At 71.4% G+C, this 17811-nt stretch carries 19 protein-coding genes; 7 read left to right on the top strand and 12 right to left on the bottom strand.

Annotated elements, in window-relative coordinates; all coding sequences use genetic code 11:
* Window positions 1-35: 35 nt before the first annotated feature.
* From AB0M67_RS14235 to AB0M67_RS14220, 4 genes are all read right to left on the bottom strand, one after another.
* A complete protein-coding gene (locus tag AB0M67_RS14235) occupies window positions 36-431 on the bottom strand; it encodes a helix-turn-helix transcriptional regulator (RefSeq protein WP_365745632.1) in 396 nt (131 codons plus the stop codon).
* Between the two features lie 139 nt (window positions 432-570).
* The gene (locus AB0M67_RS14230) at window positions 571-1824 is read right to left on the bottom strand and encodes a methyltransferase (protein WP_365745631.1); all 1254 of its coding nucleotides are present in this window, start codon (window positions 1822-1824) and stop codon (window positions 571-573) included.
* Between the two features lie 62 nt (window positions 1825-1886).
* Window positions 1887-2189 (bottom strand): hypothetical protein, encoded by a 303-nt coding sequence (locus tag AB0M67_RS14225; protein WP_365745630.1) that lies wholly within the window; start codon window positions 2187-2189, stop codon window positions 1887-1889.
* 4 nt (window positions 2190-2193) lie between these two features.
* Entirely contained in the window at window positions 2194-3063 is an 870-nt protein-coding gene (locus tag AB0M67_RS14220) for a TetR/AcrR family transcriptional regulator (protein ID WP_365745629.1), read from the bottom strand.
* A 256-nt stretch (window positions 3064-3319) separates the two neighbouring features.
* On the opposite strand from AB0M67_RS14220, the gene AB0M67_RS14215 reads away from it, so the two are divergent.
* On the top strand, window positions 3320-4672 hold the full coding sequence (locus AB0M67_RS14215) for a DUF2252 domain-containing protein (RefSeq protein WP_365745628.1): 1353 nt from the start codon (window positions 3320-3322) through the stop codon (window positions 4670-4672).
* Window positions 4673-4823: 151 nt separating this feature from the next.
* Here the strand turns inward: AB0M67_RS14215 and AB0M67_RS14210 are convergent, their stop codons facing one another.
* Window positions 4824-5378, bottom strand: a complete 555-nt coding sequence (locus AB0M67_RS14210; protein ID WP_365745803.1) for a TetR/AcrR family transcriptional regulator — start codon at window positions 5376-5378, stop codon at window positions 4824-4826.
* A gap of 170 nt (window positions 5379-5548) precedes the next feature.
* On the opposite strand from AB0M67_RS14210, the gene AB0M67_RS14205 reads away from it, so the two are divergent.
* Window positions 5549-6007 carry a nuclear transport factor 2 family protein gene (locus tag AB0M67_RS14205; RefSeq protein WP_365745627.1) on the top strand — a complete coding sequence of 153 codons (459 nt, stop codon included), beginning with the start codon at window positions 5549-5551 and terminating at the stop codon, window positions 6005-6007.
* A 58-nt stretch (window positions 6008-6065) separates the two neighbouring features.
* Here AB0M67_RS14205 and AB0M67_RS14200 read toward each other — a convergent pair whose 3' ends face one another.
* Window positions 6066-6815, bottom strand: a complete 750-nt coding sequence (locus AB0M67_RS14200) for a DUF4118 domain-containing protein (RefSeq protein ID WP_365745626.1) — start codon at window positions 6813-6815, stop codon at window positions 6066-6068.
* 274 nt (window positions 6816-7089) lie between these two features.
* Here AB0M67_RS14200 and AB0M67_RS14195 point away from each other — a divergent pair, with 274 nt between their 5' ends.
* Window positions 7090-7599 (top strand): GNAT family N-acetyltransferase, encoded by a 510-nt coding sequence (locus tag AB0M67_RS14195; protein WP_365745625.1) that lies wholly within the window; start codon window positions 7090-7092, stop codon window positions 7597-7599.
* Window positions 7600-7661: 62 nt separating this feature from the next.
* On the opposite strand, the gene AB0M67_RS14190 is transcribed toward AB0M67_RS14195, so the two are convergent.
* The gene (locus AB0M67_RS14190; protein WP_365745624.1) at window positions 7662-7880 is read right to left on the bottom strand and encodes a hypothetical protein; all 219 of its coding nucleotides are present in this window, start codon (window positions 7878-7880) and stop codon (window positions 7662-7664) included.
* A 401-nt stretch (window positions 7881-8281) separates the two neighbouring features.
* Between AB0M67_RS14190 and AB0M67_RS14185 the strand changes: the two genes are divergently transcribed.
* From AB0M67_RS14185 to AB0M67_RS14175, 3 genes are all read left to right on the top strand, one after another.
* A complete protein-coding gene (locus AB0M67_RS14185) occupies window positions 8282-9481 on the top strand; it encodes an aromatic acid exporter family protein (protein ID WP_365745623.1) in 1200 nt (399 codons plus the stop codon).
* A gap of 429 nt (window positions 9482-9910) precedes the next feature.
* On the top strand, window positions 9911-10567 hold the full coding sequence (locus tag AB0M67_RS14180; RefSeq protein WP_365745622.1) for an LAETG motif-containing sortase-dependent surface protein: 657 nt from the start codon (window positions 9911-9913) through the stop codon (window positions 10565-10567).
* Between the two features lie 347 nt (window positions 10568-10914).
* Window positions 10915-11973: a PHP domain-containing protein gene (locus AB0M67_RS14175; protein WP_365745621.1), complete on the top strand. Its 1059-nt coding sequence runs from the start codon at window positions 10915-10917 to the stop codon at window positions 11971-11973.
* Between the two features lie 109 nt (window positions 11974-12082).
* Here AB0M67_RS14175 and AB0M67_RS14170 read toward each other — a convergent pair whose 3' ends face one another.
* From AB0M67_RS14170 to AB0M67_RS14155, 4 genes are all read right to left on the bottom strand, one after another.
* Window positions 12083-12757, bottom strand: a complete 675-nt coding sequence (locus AB0M67_RS14170) for an HAD family hydrolase (protein WP_365745620.1) — start codon at window positions 12755-12757, stop codon at window positions 12083-12085.
* A 175-nt stretch (window positions 12758-12932) separates the two neighbouring features.
* Window positions 12933-13661 (bottom strand): SRPBCC domain-containing protein, encoded by a 729-nt coding sequence (locus tag AB0M67_RS14165; RefSeq protein ID WP_365745619.1) that lies wholly within the window; start codon window positions 13659-13661, stop codon window positions 12933-12935.
* A 6-nt stretch (window positions 13662-13667) separates the two neighbouring features.
* On the bottom strand, window positions 13668-14411 hold the full coding sequence (locus tag AB0M67_RS14160; protein ID WP_365745618.1) for a winged helix-turn-helix domain-containing protein: 744 nt from the start codon (window positions 14409-14411) through the stop codon (window positions 13668-13670).
* A gap of 71 nt (window positions 14412-14482) precedes the next feature.
* Complete coding sequence (locus tag AB0M67_RS14155) at window positions 14483-15547, bottom strand: NAD(+)/NADH kinase (RefSeq protein WP_365745617.1); 1065 nt, start codon at window positions 15545-15547, stop codon at window positions 14483-14485.
* 342 nt (window positions 15548-15889) lie between these two features.
* Here AB0M67_RS14155 and AB0M67_RS14150 point away from each other — a divergent pair, with 342 nt between their 5' ends.
* Complete coding sequence (locus AB0M67_RS14150) at window positions 15890-16834, top strand: PRC and DUF2382 domain-containing protein (protein ID WP_365745616.1); 945 nt, start codon at window positions 15890-15892, stop codon at window positions 16832-16834.
* A gap of 183 nt (window positions 16835-17017) precedes the next feature.
* On the opposite strand, the gene AB0M67_RS14145 is transcribed toward AB0M67_RS14150, so the two are convergent.
* Entirely contained in the window at window positions 17018-17641 is a 624-nt protein-coding gene (locus AB0M67_RS14145) for a hypothetical protein (RefSeq protein WP_365745615.1), read from the bottom strand.
* Window positions 17642-17811 lie beyond the last annotated feature (170 nt).

The following is a 17811-nucleotide window of genomic DNA, read 5'->3' as shown; positions in this document are numbered from 1 at the left end:
GTACCGCGTCGCGCCGTTCCCGGGGGCAACGCGGGTCACGGGCGGTCGATATGCACGCTGGTTGACTTCACGCGGGCGGTGGCCTGCATGCCGACCTCAAGACCCAGTTCCTCGACGGCTTCCCGGGTCAGCAGGGACACCAGCCGGTGCGGACCGGCCTGGATCTCCACCTGGGCGGCGATATCACCGAGCTTCACGGCGGTGACGATGCCGGGAAACGCGTTACGGGCCGAGGTGTACGAGACCTCCTCCTCGCCCGAGTCGTTCTGCGCGAGCTCGATGGAGAACGCCGCGAGCGCGCGGCCGTCGATCAGACGGCGCCCGCCCTCGTCACGATGCGTCGCGACCCGCCCGGCGTCGGCCCAGCGGCGCGCGGTGTCGGGGCTCACCCCGAGAAGCCTGGCCGCCTGACCGATGGTGTAGGACTGCATGTGCGACAAGATAGGCCGTATTCGCTCGCACATACAATCCTTGAGATGATCATCCATGGCAGATGCGAGGTCGCCTGGAGGAAGTCCCCGAACCCCGGCTCGGTCCGGTCCGACCGAGCCCGGGATCCCCGCGGCCGGGTCAGCGTTTGACGGCCCGCAGGATGACGAACTTCGGGTCGCTGGTGACGGTCTCGCAGTTGCCGAAGAGCCGCCGCAGCTTGGTGTGGTAGCCGAGATGCCGGTTGCCGATGACCCACAGCTCACCCCCGGGCCGCAGCGCGGCGCGCGACCCGGTGAACATCCGCCACGCCGTCGCGTCGGTCGTCGCCTGATGGGTGTGGAACGGCGGGTTGTTCAGTACGAGGTCGACGGTCCCGGCCGGCACCTCCGTCATGCTGTCGCCGAGGACGAACTCCGCCGCGGTCCCGGCGTCGACGTTCTTGTGGAAGGTGGCCTCGGCCGAGGCCACGGCCGAGAACGACTCGTCGATGAAGGTCACCCTGGCCGCCGGGTTCTCCAGTGCCATGGCCGTGCCGACCACACCGTTGCCGCAGCCGAGGTCGACCACATGCTCGGACCCGTGGCGCCGGGGCAGATGGCGCAGCAGGAAGCGCGTACCGATGTCGAGCCGCTCGGCGCAGAAGATCCCCGCGTGATTGACGACGGTACGGCCCGATACGGTTCCGAGCCCTTCCGGCAGCGCGTAGCTGTGCGGCCAGGGGCTGGCGGTCCGGGTGCGCCCCGGCGCGGCCGTACCGAGGATCAGCCGCGCCTTTCTGACCGCGAGCGAGGTCCTGGTCGGTCCGAGGATCTGCTCGAACAGCTTCAGTGTGGAGGTGTGGATCTCGGTGACCCGTCCCGTACCGATGATCACGGTCCCCGGGTGCACGGACGGGGCGAGACGGTGCAGCTGATCCTCCAGCAGCGCGAGGCTCTTGGGGACGCGGATCAGCAGCACGTCGACGCGGTCCGGCGGGGTGTCCCTGGCCGAGAGCAGCCGTACGGAGTCCCCGCCGACGCCGGCCCGGCGCAGATTGGCGCGGGTCGCCTGCTGGGTGAGATACGAGTCGGTGATCTGCACGAGCGGGTCCGCGCCGAGCTGTTCGAGTCGGCGCGCGGCGAGCACCGTGGTCAGCGCGCCCCAGCGGTCACCGACGACGACCACCGTGCCCGACAGGTCCGTCGGTTCGACGCCCCCCGGCGCGTCGCCCGCCGGCTCCGCCTCCGTCGGCGTGTCGCCGGGTCGCGCGGCGTCCCCCTGCCCGGCCTCGGCTCCCGCGAGGTGCCGCAGCAGATACTCGTCGGCGGCGTCCCACGCGCGCAGCGTCTCGCGGGGATGCTCGGGGAATCGGGTGAGGCCGAACTCGCCCCAGGGTGTCGTCAAACGGTTCATCGTGGTCACAGGCTATCCGTCCGGGAGCGCGGCGTACGCGTCGAGGCGCGCGCGGTGCCTGTTCAGCGCGGGTTCGGCTCGCTCCGTAGCCGCCCCGGCTCACCCGCCGCCGCGCCGCTGGTTCCCCGGGCGGGCCCGTCCTTCGCCGACCGGCGCGCACGGTCCAGGGCCGCCCGCGCCTGGCCGACCGTGAGGACGGCGGCGAACTCGTTGCGGGCGATCTCCAGCACCAGCTGGGCGTCGGCGGGCGGATGGGGGTGCTCACGCAGCGCGATGTCCGCCGCCGCCCGCGCGAGCAGATCGTCGTCGGGGGACGCGCCCGGCTGGGACATGGTGCGCAGGACCTGGTGCCAGAGTCCGGTCATCGCGTCATTCCCCTTCGTCCGCGGGGCCGCCGCGCGCGCCGTCCACAGGTGCCGCCCCGTCCACCGGAACGCCGGAACCGCCGCCCGCCACAGCGCCGTCGGGGGCGGCGGAGAGACCGAGGACGGCGAGAGCGTGATGGACCAGCTCGTCGGCCAGCATCAGTGGCGAGAACATACCGGTGTTACGGGCCCAGTGCCCGACCAGTTCATTGACCGCCCCGATCAGGGCGACCATGGCGAGCGTGTAGTCACGCCGTACGGCCTCGCCGCGCTCCACGGCGCGCTCCGCCTCCCCGATCAGGAAGTCGGTCCACAGGCCGCGCCAGAGCAACCGGTGCTCCTCCACCGCGCGCCCGACGCCGACGACCTCGATGAACGCGATCCGGGTGGCCGCGGGGTCGGCGGTGACGGCGTCCACATAGGCACGGGTCAGGGCCGTGATCCGGGCGCGGGTGTCCGCGGACTCCGTCGCGGGATCGCTGAGAACCGTCAGCGCGGCTTCCATGCCCGCACGGGCGACATCGTTGTGCAGCGCGATCAGCAGCGCCTCACGCCCCTCGAACTCCTCGTAGAACGCGCGGATGGAGACGCGCGCGGTGACACAGATCCGCTCGATGGAGGTGGCCGGGTAACCCCGGGTGATGAACAGCTCGGTGGCGGTCGTGAGCAGTCGCTCGCGGCGCCGCGCCCTGCGCGCCTGGCTCGTGCGGTCCGGCGCGGGGGGCGTGTCCCCGGAGGACTGGCCCGTACCGGCGGACGATGTGCCCGGGTCGGCGGACGGGGGGCGCGCACCGGCGGGCGGTGGTCCCGTACGCGCCTGCGAACGGCCCGTACCGGCGGGCGATGTGTCCCTGGATTTCCGGACCGGATCCATCCGACCTCCCCGAATCGCCCTGTGTACGTGCGGTGTTGCGTGGTCGCGTGGGGGTCAGGGCGCTTATCGAGCATGGCACGTGCCGGGGGGCCGACACGCCGTGATCCGAGAATGCTCCGCTGTCCGCCGTCACGGTGCATTCCCGTGTGAAAACCACTCGAATGGTCGTCACGCCGGGCTCCCCCGGCTCCGGAACGCGATGCTCGTGCTCACGGGCGATACCGCGTTACCGACCAGCGGAGGGAGCGGGGCTGTGATGACCACTCCCGCTGACCGGGCGGAGCGCGGCCGGTCCGCACGCAAACAGGCGTCCCGGTCATCGCACGGTCTGTGGATACCCGCCGCCGACCGGCTCGATCCGCTCACCGTACTGGCGCGTCAGACCGCCCACCGCGTCCCCGAGCTGCTGCCGCTGCGCTACGAGCGGATGGCCGCCTCGCCGTTCGCCTTCCTCCGCGGCGCCGCCGCCGTGATGGCCGCCGATCTGGCCACCCAGCCCCGCACAGGACTGACCGTCCAACTCTGCGGGGACGCCCATCTGCTGAACTTCGGTGTGTTCGCCTCGCCCGAGCGCGCGCTGCTCTTCGATCTCAATGACTTCGACGAGACCCTCCCCGGCCCCTTCGAGTGGGATGTGAAACGGCTCGCCGCGAGCGTCGCGGTCGCCGCGGGCGAGAACGGCCACTCCGAGGCCGACACCCGGCGGTCCGTACACGCCGCGTCCGCCGCCTACCGGACGTCGATGCGACGGCTGTCCGCCCGCGGTGAACTCGACGTGTGGTACGAGCGCCTCGACGCCGAGGACATCCTTCCGCTCATACGGTCGGAACACCGCAAGCGGGTCGAATCCCAGCTGGCGCACGCCGGTGAACGCACCGGGCTGCGGACGCTCGACATGCTGACCGACGCGCCGGACGGGCACCGCAGGATCACCCCCGACCCGCCCCTGCTGCAACCGGTGAGCCGGCTGGACATGGCCGTGCTCCGCCGCGTCTTCATCGGCTACCGGAGCACGCTCCCGGAGGATCGGCGCACACTCCTCGACAGGTACCGCTTCATCGACGCGGCCCGCAAGGTCGTGGGTGTCAGCAGCGTCGGTACGCGCTGCTACATCGTGCTGCTGGAGGGCCGGCACGCCGGGGATCCGCTGTTCCTCCAGATCAGGGAGGCCGAGCGGTCCGTACTCGAACCCCATCTGCGGCAGAGCGCCTATCCCCACCAGGGCCATCGGGTGGTGGCGGGGCAGCGGCTGCTCCAGGCGGCGGGCGATGTCTTCCTCGGGTGGGTGACCGGGCCCGAGGGCCGGCACTTCTACTGGCGTCAGCTGCGTGACATGAAGGGCTCCCCCGTCGTGGCGGACATGTCGCCGCCCCTGCTGCACGACTACGCGGGGCTGTGCGGCGCGGCGCTGGCCCGCGCCCATGCCCGGTCCGGCGACCGGATCGCGATCGCCCACTACCTCGGCGGCTCCGACGCCTTCGACCGCGCCATGGCCGACTTCGCGCTGCGGTACGCCGACCGGAACGCGGCCGACCACGCCGCGCTCGCCGCGGCCGTCGCGGCGGGCCGGCTGCCGGAGGAGCGCCCGGGGCCGGTGAACCACCGGTAGCGGACGGAGGCAGCAGCCCTTCGCCGAAGCAATAGGAGGTCCGGAAGACCTCCAGCGTCCCGGCCGACTGCCTCATGTACTCCTGAATGCCGAAGTCGCGCACGGCCAGGTCGAGATGGAGCGCCGCGGCCGGTCCGCCCAGCTGGTCTCCTCAGCGCGCGGCCCGCATCAGCAGGACGGCGGCCTTCCGCGCCTGGAGGGCCGGTTCCGCCGTTTCGAGTATCCCGGCGGTCACCATGGCGCCCTCGGCCAGCAGTTGCAGCTGATCGGCCAGATCCGGCGGCAGCTTCGCGTCGGCCACCAGACCGGCCAGATACCGCTTGAAGGCGAGCTTGTGCGCCCGCGCCCGCTCCGCGACCCGGGGTGAGGTGGCGCCGAGTTCGCCATACGCGTTGATCCAGGCGCAGCCGCGGAAGTCCGGCTCGCCGAACCAGGTGTGCAGATGGTCGAAGACCGCCAGGATCCGTTCCCCGGGATCCCGGTGGCGGTCCACCCGGTCGGCCAGCCGCTGCCGCCATACGAGGTCGCGCCGCGCGAGATACGCCTCGACCAGCTGTTCCTTGGCGGGAAAGAGCTGGTAGAGCCGCTTGAGTGAGATCCCGGAGGCGCCGCGGATGTCGTCCATGCCGACGCTCTGGACGCCCCGGGCGTAGAACAGCCGCTCCGCCGCGTCCAGCGCCTGTTCCCTGGCGGCCACGCCGTCCATCCTCGTCACGTTCCCCACGCCGCTCCTCGCCCCTCGTTCCTTGACCCGAGAACCATCGTTCTCTAGCGTATCAATGAGCGAGGAGAACGCCAGTTCTCCGTCGTGGTCCGCACCGGGACACACTCGTTCCGCCACCGGCCCACGTCCGTCCGCACCAGAAGGAGCCCGCGATGAGCGCCCGTCCGCCCCTGCCGCCGTTCACCCTCGACACGGCGAAGCAGAAGGTCCAGGCCGCCGAGGACGCGTGGAACACCCGCGATCCGCACAAGGTCTCGCTCGCCTACACCGAGGACTCGCGATGGCGTAACCGGGACACGTTCGTCACCGGCCGGGACGCCATCGTGGAACTGCTGACCCGGAAGTGGGGGCGCGAGCTGGAGTACGCGCTGCGCAAGGAGCTGTGGGCCTTCGAGGCCGACCGCATCGCGGTGCGCTTCCAGTACGAGAGTCATGACACGGACGGCCAGTGGTGGCGCTCGTACGGCAACGAGCTGTGGGAGTTCGACACGGACGGGCTGATGTCCCGGCGCGAGGCCAGCATCAACGACGTACCGATCCAGGAGAGCGAGCGCCGGATCCTCGGCCCCCGGCCCGACGCGGAGCGCGGGGTGCCCTTCCCTCTCCGCTGAGCCGCTGAGCCCTTGAGCCGCTGAGCCGCCAAGCCGTTGAACCGCTGAGCCGTGCGCCTCAGCCGGCGTCCAGGGCCGGGCCCGCCGTGTCGAGGGCGGCCCCGGCGTCATCGGCGAGCGTCACGGCCACCAGCCGCACCTGCTTGGACGGTACGAGGCCGGGGTTGGGCCGGAGCATGAACCGCCCCACGTAATGCCCGCTGCCCGAGGCCCGTAGCTCGATATCGCCGTCCGGCCAGCCGAGCTGTTCGATGTCCCACGGCTTGTGGTCCACCGAGACGGTGCCGTCCTGCTCCAGACGGGCCGGATGGCCGAGAAGACTGCCGTACTCGAACCGGCAGCCGCGCAGCCGCAGGATCTCCACGAGATGACGGCTGACCTGGTCGACCACGGCGTCCGGAGAGCCGGTGGACTGCGCGAGCCGTGCGGTGTCATGGATCCGGCCGAGCAGCCCGGCGTCCACCACCGTCATGACATGCAGCCGCCGGGCATGGGCGGCCAGTTGTGACACGGCGAGGCCCACCGCAAGCAGCAACACAACGGTCGCGATGTCGGTCGCGGCGGTGATACTGAACCGCTCGAACGGCCGGGCCAGGAAGAAGTCGAACCACAGAGCCGCCGACAGCGCGGCCAGCGCGCCGGCGACACGGTTCCCCATGGCGGCGACCGCCACGACGACCACGACGAGGATCAGCGCCAGATCGGCGCTCGCCATGCCCGAACGCAACGGCAGCAGCAACAGGGCGACCGCCAGTGGCGCGATCAGCGCCGCGCCGAGTGCGATGCGGTCGCGAAGGGGGAATCTCATGGTCCACCTCGCAGTACATCGTGCGCCGGACCGGACCGTCCGACCACCGAATCCAGGCCGTACAGCGGCCCACACCTTTACCTCTCCCCCCGGCGGCCTCCGGCGACTCGGGCCGCCGGGTGTCTTGACGCGGCCCTGCCGTCGGCCGGACCGACCTTGACGCGATCTTGACGCCCGGGACCGCCCGTCAGAGCCGGACGTACCGGCGGACGGCGTATGCACATCGGATGAAACGCGTGTGGAGCCGCGGCGGCGCGTGATACGTCTCCGTGTCATGGACGATCTTGTGACTGAGCGGCTCGTGCTGCATCCGTTGAGTGTGCTGGAGGCCGAGCGGGTGGCCGCGGCCGAGCCGGCGGACGGGGACCGCTGGGCGCCCGGATACCCCGCCGACGGCGACATGGTGGGGGCCAGGCGCTATCTGACGACCTGTGCGATCACCGGCGATCCCCAGCCCTTCGGCCCCTACGAGATCCGCCGCCGCGAGGACGGATACGCCATAGGCGGTCTCGGCTTCCACGGCGCGCCGGACGAGAACCTCACGGTCACCATCGGCTACGGCCTGATCCCGTCGGCGCACGGCAGGGGATACGCCTCCGAGGCCCTGCGCGAGCTGCTGCGGTTCGCGCGGGCGAGCGGTATCACCCGTGTCCAGGGCGACACCGATCACGAGAACACCGCGTCCCAGCGCGTCATGACGGCGGTGGGGATGCGGCTCGTCTCGGAGGACGAACAGCTGAGGTACTACGGGATCGTCTGGGCCGAGGACCTGCGGGCCGGGTGATGATCCGGTCTCACCCGGCCCGTCCGAGCGGGCCGCCCCGCCGCTTCCCGGACTGACCGCGACTATCCGCGGCGCGCGGTGGGCGTACGCCGGCGGGGCCCCGGACGGTCGAACACGCTGTCCATGGAGGGCTCGTCCTCCCCCTCGCCGTCGGGCAGCGGTGGCAGCTCCACGGTGTAGCGCGGTTCGAGGAAGATGTCGTGATGCTGCGGACGCGCGTTCGGCGCGGCCCCCGTGCTCGGTTCCTGCGACGGATCCTGACGGGAAGGAGAAGAAGGCATGCACAACCGTTCGGATAGTCGAGCGGCCGCGCGGCCCGAATGCCGATCGACCCGCTGGGAAGGTGTCTACCTCATCATTCCCCGTCCCGCATCACCGCGAGTGGTCGGAGCGTGGCGCCATCGGTACCGGCTGCTCGACCGGCGTACCGCGTCGGCCGGTTCCACCGGGTGCGGGCGGGGTGGTGAGAGTGCCCGGCCGCGCACCGCCCACCGGTCGGTGAACGTGCCCGTACGGAGCTGATCCAGAGTACGCGAGAGCGGCCGCGGGAGACGCATCCGGGAGCCCGATCCTCGGGTACGACGCGATGGCCACCCGCTCGGCCATGGCCGTGCGCTCCCCCTCGTACCCAACGAGCATTGCGCGTGTGAACCTTCGTCGTGTCCGAAAGGCGGTGAGAGCGGTGGCCGAGCTGGTGAGGGGGCGGCGCCCGCAGCCGGTCCTGGTTCAGACGGTGCGGTCGGCCGCCGCCGCGACGATCGCCTATGTCGTCGCCCTCCGGCTGAGCAGCGAGCCCGCGCCGCTGACCGCTCCCCTGACGGCGCTGCTCGTCGTACAGGTCACGCTCTACTCGACCCTGACCACCGGCATCCGCAGGGTGAACTCCGTTGTCGCGGGGGTGCTGGTCGCCAGCGTCTTCAGTGTGCTGGTCGGGCTGACCTGGTGGAGCCTGGGGCTGATCATCGTGGCCTCGCTGATCGTCGGGCGGCTGGTCAAGGTGGACGAGTTCGTGCCGGAGGTCGCGATCAGCGCGATGCTCGTCCTCGGTGTGACACGGGTGGCGTCCACCGCCTGGGACCGGGTGCTGGAGACGCTGATCGGCGCGGTGGTGGGGCTGCTCTTCAACTTCCTGTTCGTGCCACCGGTGTGGGTCCGTACCGCGGGCCAGTCCATCGAGGATCTGTCCCGCCGTATGCGCCAGTTGCTGCTGCGTATCGGGGAGGGGCTGACGGAGACCACTCCGGTCGAGCGCGCCGCCGACCGGCTGCACGAGGCGCGCCGTCTCGACCACGACATCAGCGAGGTGGACGCGGATCTCCGGCAGGCCGAGGACAGCGTACGGCTCAACCCCCGGGTCAAGGAGGGTCTGCTGAACCGCGTGGTGCTGCGTACCGGTCTCGACACCCTGGAGATCTGCACGGTGGTGCTGCGCGTACTGGCCAGGACGCTGACCGACCTCGCCAAGGAGCGTACGGAGGAGCCGCTGTTCCCCCAGGAGGTGGGGATCGCGCTGAAGGAGCTGCTGGCCCGGATCGCCGACGCGGTCGTCAGCTTCGCCGTACTGGTCACCACGGAGGCCAGTCGGAGCGCCGAGACCGCGGAGGCACGGCTCGCCGAGGATCTGGCGGCGGCGCGCGTGAGCCGGGAACGGCTGGCGGGGCTGCTGCTTGAGGGCGTCCAGCGGCACCCCCGTCAGTGGCAGCTCCATGGCGCGCTGCTCGCGGAGATCGACCGGATCCTGGACGAGCTGGACATGGAGAACCGCTCCAAGCGGCTGATGGAGGAGCTGGACCGCGCCTCTCGTGAAACGCGTGAGCGATACCCCCGGCTGGCCGCCGCGTGGCAATGGGTACGGGAAGCGCTGCCGCGGCGGCGGGGATAAAGGCCGGCCGATATACCGAACCGGGAAAGGGGGCGGTGGCCGGGCTTCTCCCGGCCACCGCTGTGGCGTGAATCGCTCGCCCGCGGAGCAACGGGAAACTCGCGCCGAATTATTGACGGAGTTTTTGCCCGCAACGCTTTGAGACGAGGTGTATTCGGGCGGGGACGCCGTCGCCCGCCCCCTCCGGGCCCCGCAATCATGGGCGCCATCAGCGAGGACGACGGGATCCGGCCGCTCGGCCGGATGTGATCAGGAGCTTCGCCCCCGCCGCCCGGGCGCGCCGCGCGGACCGTTTTCCGGCGTCTCAGCAGGTCCACGGGGTGCGCGGAGAGGGCGAGTTGGGTGGGGCGGTTGATGAGGCCGGTGCGGATGGCGGTACTGTGCGCGCGCGCCGTCATCGTGGGCGGCGCGGTTATAGCGGAGGATTTTGTGACTCTATTCAGCGGATCATGGCGGCGCAGAAGCGCCCTCATAACCGTCGCCACGGCAAGCGCGCTGGGTGTCGGCCTGTCGGCCGTTCCCGCGGTCGCGCACACGCCGACGTGGTCGGTGACCTGCTCCGAGGTCAGCCTCGACCTGACCGCCTACGGCAACAGCGACAAGAACACGGTGACGGTCACCGTGGACGGCAAGGACCTGCTGCCCACCGAGAATTTCAAGAACGACTTCCACCGGAAGCTCGATCTCCCCGAGCACAAGAACGAGCTGAGCGTTCGTCTCATCGTGGTGGCCGCCGACGGCGACCAGTTCTCCAAGGACGAGACGAAGACCGCTCCGGTCTGCGACGAGCCCACCAAGCCGCCGACCTCGAACGCCCCGACGCCGACCGCGACACCTTCGGACGAGACGCCCACCCCCGAGGCGCCCAAGCCGACGCCTTCGGTGACGGACACGCCCTCGGACGAGGCCAGCAGCTCGGCGCCGGCGACGGTTCCCTCCTCGCAGCCGAGCCCGGCCGGCGACGACCTCGCCGAGACGGGTTCCTCCAGCTCCACCCCGCTGATCGCCGGTGCGGCCGGTGTCGTACTGGTCGCCGGAGCGGGCATCATGTGGGCCGCGCGCAAGCGTCGTACCGCCGGAAACTGATCCACCGCTCGACACACCGCCCCGTCGCCACGCCGGACGCGGTCCGGACTTCCACCGCCAACACTCGGCGGCCCGGACAGTGGTGACCCGGCCATGAGGCATGGACCGGACGACTGCTCGCCCGCCAGGGGCGCGTCGGCCGGACTCCCCGCGGCGGAGGTGGTGTGAGGTCGAGGAGGTACGGAGCGGGCGCGCGACCCCAACGGGGCGCCACCCCGACGTACTCCTCGTGCCGTGTGAGGCCCCGCGACACCCCCGTTCGCGGGGCCTCGTCATGCGCGGGGCGCCCCCGGCGCCGACAATGGACCGGACACCCGTCGACAGGCCACCGACGCACTGGGGGCGCCATGGATCCGGTGGAGGCTCTCGACAGGATCGCCTTTCTGCTGGAGCGCTCGCGGGCCGAGACCTACCGGGTACGGGCGTTCCGTACCGCCTCGGCGGTGGTGGCGGACATGCCCGCCGACGAGGTCGCGCGGCGGGCCGAGGCGGGCACCCTCGGCCGGGTGCGCGGCATCGGTCCCAAGACCTCGCAGGTCGTGGAAGCCGCGGTGAGGGGATCCGTTCCCGAGTATCTGGCGCGGCTGGAACGGGAGGCCGCCGGGCCGCTCACGGAGCGCGGGCACGCGTTGCGCGCGGCGCTGCGCGGTGACTGTCATCTGCACTCGGACTGGTCGGACGGTGGCAGCCCCATCGAGGAGATGGGGCGGACGGCCGCCGCGCTCGGCCATGAATGGGCCGTGCTCACGGACCACTCCCCCACCCTCACCGTGGCCAGGGGTCTGACGGCCGAGCGGCTGCGCGCGCAACTCGATGTGATCGCGGAGCTGAATGAGCGGTGGGCGCCGTTCCGGCTGCTCACCGGCATCGAGTGCGACATCCTGCCGGACGGCTCGCTCGACCAGGAGCCCGAACTGCTCGACCGGCTCGATCTGGTGGTGGCGTCCGTCCACTCGAAGCTGCGCATGGACGCCGCTCCGATGACCCGACGGATGATCGCCGCCGTACGCAATCCGCTGACCGATGTGCTGGGTCACTGCACGGGACGGCTGGTCATCGGGCGGAGCCGACGGGATCGCGGCGGATCGGGCGGCAGCCGGCCGGAGTCGGAGTTCGACGCGGACGCGGTGTTCGAGGCGTGCGCCGAGTCCGGCACCGCGGTGGAGATCAACAGCAGACCCGAACGGCTCGATCCACCCCGCAGGCTGCTGCGCCGTGCGGTGGCGGCCGGGGTCTTCTTCGCCATCGACACGGACGCGCACGCGCCGGGGCAGCTCGACTGGCAACTCCTGGGCTGCGCACGGGCGGAGGAGTGTGACGTGCCCGCCGACCGGGTCATCAACACCTGGCCGGCCGAGGGACTGCGGGAGTGGACGCGGACCCGGCTGGCACCGGCCCCGGGCTGACCGGTGCCTGCCGGGCATACGGGAGAGCAGGGTAAGACCGAGCGGGGTAAGACCGAGCGGGTACGGCCGACCGGGTACGGCTCAGCGGGTCGGTACGGCCGAGCGGGACTCAGCGGCCGTCCAACTCGGCGAACAGACTGGTGTCGAGGCGGGCCAGCAGATCGGTCGGATCCTCGTACACCTCGACCGCGCCGGTGGACTCCAGGGCGGCGCGCGGAATGCCGCCCGACAGCAGGGCGACGGGGCGGACACCGGCTCGGGTCGCCGCCTCCATGTCCCACACCGAGTCGCCGACGAACACCGCCAGCTCGGGCGGCACCCCGGCCAGCGCCAGCGCCCGGCCGACCGGGTCGGGAGCGGGGTCGCCCGCCGGTACGTCGTCCGCGCCCACCGTCCCCCGGATGACGTCGTCGGCGTCGACCGCCCCGCGCAGCGCGGCGATCTCGGCCGCGCCCGCCGAGGTGGCGAGCACGATCCGCCAGCCCCGGTCGGCGAGCGACCGCAGAAGATCACCCGCGCCCTCGAAGGCCGGCAGCCGGTCCAGGAAGGTCCCGTACAGCGCGGTGTGCGCGGCGCTGATCCGCGTGTCCTGGCCGCGGTCGCGCTCGTCACCGAGCAGATACGCGATCAGTTCGCCGGAGTCGAGGCCGATCGCCCGGTGGATCGCCGACATCGGGACCGTGTGCCCGGCCTGGCGGAACGCCTCCCACCAGGCGGTCACATGGAGGTGGTTGGTGTCGACGAGCGTTCCGTCGACGTCGAACAGGGCCGCGCGCGTCGCCATGTGTCTCCCGTTCCCGTTCGGGCCGGGCCACCGGGGACACGCCCCGGGGGCCCGGATGCCTGGAGCAACGTCTTGATCATGCCGTCTTCTCACGGCCCGGAACGGGTTGAGCGGGGCCGTACGGGTGAGCGGCGGCGTCCGTGCGCACGCCTGGACGGACACCGGCGAGAAGGACCTACGCGTACAGGCCGCCGAGCCAGTCGCGCCACGCGCCCTCGATCGCCTTGGAGTCGGCGCCGGGAGCGAAGTCGTGCACGCTGACCCCCACCGGCGCGCCGAAGTGGTTCCTGCCGAACAGCCGGTACATCGCCGTGTCGGTGCGCACACCGATGAAGTACGGATCGCGGTAGTCGACGACGGCGTCGACGGGCCCCGCGCCTGGCAGCTCGAACCGTACGGCCGTCCCCTCCGTCGCCTCGTCCGGCAGCCCGAGCCCCCGGCTCGCGACGTCGAGCGCGTCCGCGGCCCGGGAGGCGTCGGGGCCGTCCGCGCCGGCGAACACCGCCGTGCGTCCGGTGAAGTGCAGCAGATACTGGCGCAGTGTGTGCAGATAGAAGTCGGTGTGCTTGGAGGCACCGTCGTACTGGTTGTCCCAGTCGTCGACGAAGATGCCGCTGTGGACGTACCGCACCCACGAACCGCCGCCCTCGCGCGGCTCGATGACATGGTCGAGCTGATTCAGCGTCTGCTGCGAGATCCCTTCCACGTTCTCGACCCGGCCGGTCAGCCGCCGCGGCGGGTCCCAGGCCGTGACGGTGCCGCCGTGCGGTGCGGCCCCGCCCTCATGGGGCTCGTACTCCATGGGCCACAGCCAGCCCGCGGTACCGGTCGTGAGCGCTTCCCAGACCTGCTCGGGACTCGCGTCCACCTCGAACTCGCGGATGATCTCGAATTCCTTGGACATGACGACTTACTCCTGTGCGTGGGTGGGTGATGCGGTGTGGGACGCGCGCCCGGCCGGCCGCGTGTCGGAGGTGTTCCGCCGGCTCTCGACGGCCGCTCCGGCGGCCGTCGGCTCGGCGTCGTCGGACGGGACGGGATCCAGCTCGGCCGGGCCGGACTTGAGGGTGTCGGGCTTGACGGTGGGATGGAGCGCGACCACGATCCGGTGATCGCGGCCGTTGTCGGCGTGTTCGTCGTGGTACTTGGCGATCAGCGCGCCGACGCCGCGGGTCAACTCGTCGACGAAGGCGGCCCGGTCGGCCGCGGAGGCGAAGCGTACCTCCCCGTCGAGCGCGTACGTGGCGAGCCGCTTGTGCGCCTTCGTCGCGCCGGTGATCAGCGCGCCCACGTCGCGTACGAGCCGCGCGGCGACCGCGAGCAGCCAGCGCGCGGAGAGCTGGTCACGGAAGCGGGCGGGGTCGGGCTGTACGGAGGCCAGCGCGAGCGGCGAGATGACATACGAGGCCGCGGTGGCCCGCATCAGCCGCTCGGTGACATTACCCTTTCTGCGCTCACCGGCCAGCTCCACCAGGCCGTGCCGTTCCAGGGCCTTGAGGTGGTAGTTCACCTTCTGCCGGGGCAGCCCGACCCGCCCGGCGAGCATCGTCGCCGACGCGGGTCCGACGGCCAGCTCGGCGAGCAGCCGGGCTCTCATGGGGTCCAGCGAGACGGCTGCCGCCGCCGCGTCCTCGATCACGGTCACGTCCAACATGGCTCCACCATCTCACCGAAAACTTTTTCTGTCCAGAACCATTCGCTTGTCGGTGAGAGGACCCTGATGCGTCAGTCCGGGGGCGAGGGCGGTGGCAGGCGCAGATGGGCCAGGTCGTCCGGGACCGGGGTGTTGGGGCGGAACAGCGGGGCGGACTCGCCGTCGGCGGCCGTCGCGGGTGCGTCGGTGAGCCGGAACCTGGCGCGCAGCCGGGTGTAGAAGTCGGTGGGCCCCAACCGGACCAGCCGCAGCCGGTACTTGGCGCCGTACACACCGACCCAGTCGCCGGGTCCGAGCACCCCGCGCAACTGTCCGTCGATGCTGAGCGCCACCTCCCCGGAGTGCGGCAGCACCCGCATGGCCACCGGTTCGTCGGGCGCGGCCACGACCGTGCGGTCGAAGGTCATGTGCGCGGCCACGGGCGTGAAGACCACGGCGTCCATGTGCGGAGAGAGCACCGGTCCCCCGGCCGCGAAGCTGTAGGCGGTCGAGCCGGTCGGTGAGGCCACGATGACCGCGTCCGCGGAGTACGCGGCGAGCAGCCGGCCGGCGATATAGACCCCCAGGCTGACCTGCCGGTCCCGGACGAGCTTCTCCAGTACGACATCGTTGACCGCGACGATGTCCAGCGCCACCCCCCAGCCGTCGCCCACCGCGGTGTCCGGCCGGACATGGGGCGGCGGCAGCGTCGGTACACGGCCGGAGCGCAGCAGCGCTTCCATCACGGACGGCATCTGCGGAACACGGGACGTGCGCATGGTGAGCGTCATCCGCTCCTCGATCTCGGCGCGCCCCTCGTGAACGGCGTCCAGCGCCTTCGTGACCTTCTCCGCCGGGACTTCGGTCAGAAAGCCGACCCGGCCCAGATCGACCCCGAGCACCGCGGCGTCGTTCTTGGCGGCGATCCGGGCCCCGCGCAGGAAGGTGCCGTCGCCGCCGAGGGTCAGGACGAGGTCCGGATGGCCGGCCGCCGTGGCCTCCTCCTGGCCGCCGTGGCGCGGTTCATGGTCTTTCCACACATCGATTTCCGTGCAGGGGATGCCGTGCGCGTGGCCCCAGGTGTGGACCGCGATCGCCGCCTCGACGGCCTCGGGGCGGCCCCGGTGGACCACGAGGCCGATGCGTTCGACAGTCATGCTCGCGCTCTCCGTACGTCCGGTTCCTCGGAAGGAGTCCGCTCCGGCGGTCGGGAGCCGCCGCGCACTTTCCAGGATCACCGATTTGCCGGCGGGACGGCCGGGGCCGGTCGGCCCCCTGTTGGATTCACCCGAATGGCGGATGACTCGGGATGGCCCCGCCACAGCGACGACCACTGTGAGCGCTGGCCCGACAGGCACCGGGGGCCAGGTCGCGGCGGGGCCGGCGTGCTGCCCCGGTTGCCACGGGTCCCGGACGGATGCGCGATGGAGTCGTGCGCGCCTGACCGTGAGGGGCCTGATCCCGCAGACGCGCTTCCCCCACGCGAGGAGTGATCGCTGATGTCAGCCGATGGCGTGTTCGACAACCCCAGCAGGCTCAACGGTTTGGCCATATACGACAAGGACGGCGACAAGATCGGCAACGTCGGCCAGGTCTATGTGGGCGACCGCTCGGGCCGCCCGGAGTGGGTCACCGTGAAGACCGGTCTGTTCGGCATGAAGGAAAGCCTCGTCCCGCTGTCCGGCGCCCGCCGGGCGGGCGAGGACATCCACGTCCCGTACGCGAAGGAGACCGTCAAGGACGCTCCGCGACTGGACGCCGACGAGCATCTGGACCCCAGTCAGGAGAAGCAGCTCTACAAGCACTACGGTCTGACCGCCACGGGCGCGGGTCTGGGCATGGCCTCGGACACCGCCGCGGGTACGGGCACGGCCTCCGGTACGCGCACGACCGCCGGCACGACCGCGGGCGCGCCCTCCGGCACGGGACGGACGGGAGCCGGGAGGGCGACCGGCGGCCTGGCAGGCGCCGCCACCACCGGTGGCGCGGGACGGCCCATGGCCGGGGTGCGCGGCTCGACGCCCGACGAGGGCAAGGAACGGCACGGCGAGGAGCTGATCCGGTCCGAGGAGCAGCTGTACGTCAGCACCGAGGAACACGAGGTGGGCCACGCCCGGCTGCGCAAGGTCGTGGTGACCGAGAACGTGACAACCTCCGTACCGCTCAGCCATGAGGAGGTCCGGGTCATCCACGAGGCGATCTCGCCCGAGGACCGGACCGGCGTCCGCGGCTCCCTCATCGGGGAGGCCCAGACCGAGGTGACCCTGCACGCCGAGGAGCCGGTCATCCGCAAGGAGTCCGTGCCGGTCGAGCGTGTGCGCATGGAGACGGAGAAGGTGACCGAGCAGAAGGAGGTCTCCGCCGAGGTCCGCAAGGAGCAGATCGAGTACGACACCGATCAGACCGACACGGGTATGGGCGGCAGGCGCGGCTCCGGCCGCTGACCCCGCCGGCATCCGGCCGGGCACACACGCCCCCGCCCACCACGTCCGCGTGGCCGGCGGGGGCAGGCCATACGCACACACGTCGTCATACCTCGTGAGTGGCATGGCCTCTCCGAGTGTTCGGACCGGTGGACCAGGTGGGTGAGCCACCGGTGAACCAGTCGGGGGTGAGAGAGGGGAGCGTCAGCTCGCGCTCGGGCTGGCGCTCGCGCTTTCGCTCGGGCTGGTGCTCGTGCTGGGGCTCGCGCTCTGCGGCGGGGTGGTGATGGCCTTGCCCTCGGGGCTGACGACGAACCACTTGGCGCCGAACTCGGTCAGGTCCTGGCCCTTGGTCTCGCCGGGCTTGGTGTCTTCCCTGAACGTGTAGAGCGGGTGGCCGTTGTACATGGCCTGCTTGGTTCCGTCGCTGCGGGTGGTGGTGGTCAGCAGGTTCGCCTTGACCCCGGTGCCCGCCTGCGGTGTGCCCTTGACGAGCGCGGGCGGCCAGTCGACGATGCAGTCCCCGCTGCACGTGGACTTCTTCGCCTTGTCCGCCTCGAAGAGGTAGAGCGTATGACCCTTGCCGTTGACCAGGATCTTCCCGAAGGGTCCGGTCTTGACGGATACCTTGCCCACTTCCTCGGACGGGTTCACCGACGGGGAGGCCGGCATGGACGAGGACGGAGAGGTGGAGGCGGAGGCCGCCACGAAGTCCGCGGGGTTCTCCTTGGACGCCGATTCGCTCCCACTGTCGGAGCAGCCGGCGAGCGCCCCGGCGCAGAGTGCCGCCGCGGCCACCGCGGTGGCTGTCCTGGTGTTGATCCTCATTCAGGTCTCCTCAGCTCAGGGGCCGCCTCACGGACAGCACAGCGCCCGCCCGATCGCGGCCACAGCACCCACTACACGACAGGGTCGGAAAGCGGGCCACCGGACAGAGCCGTCCGGAGTACACGGCGCCGCGGGAGGCGGGCGCCCGGCCGTCGCCTGGCGCCCGGCCA

It is taken from the genome of Streptomyces sp. NPDC051662 (assembly GCF_040681655.1).
Taxonomy (GTDB): domain Bacteria; phylum Actinomycetota; class Actinomycetes; order Streptomycetales; family Streptomycetaceae; genus Streptomyces.
The sequence above is the reverse complement of the archived record's forward strand: the minus strand, read 5'-3'. Positions and strand labels throughout refer to the sequence as shown.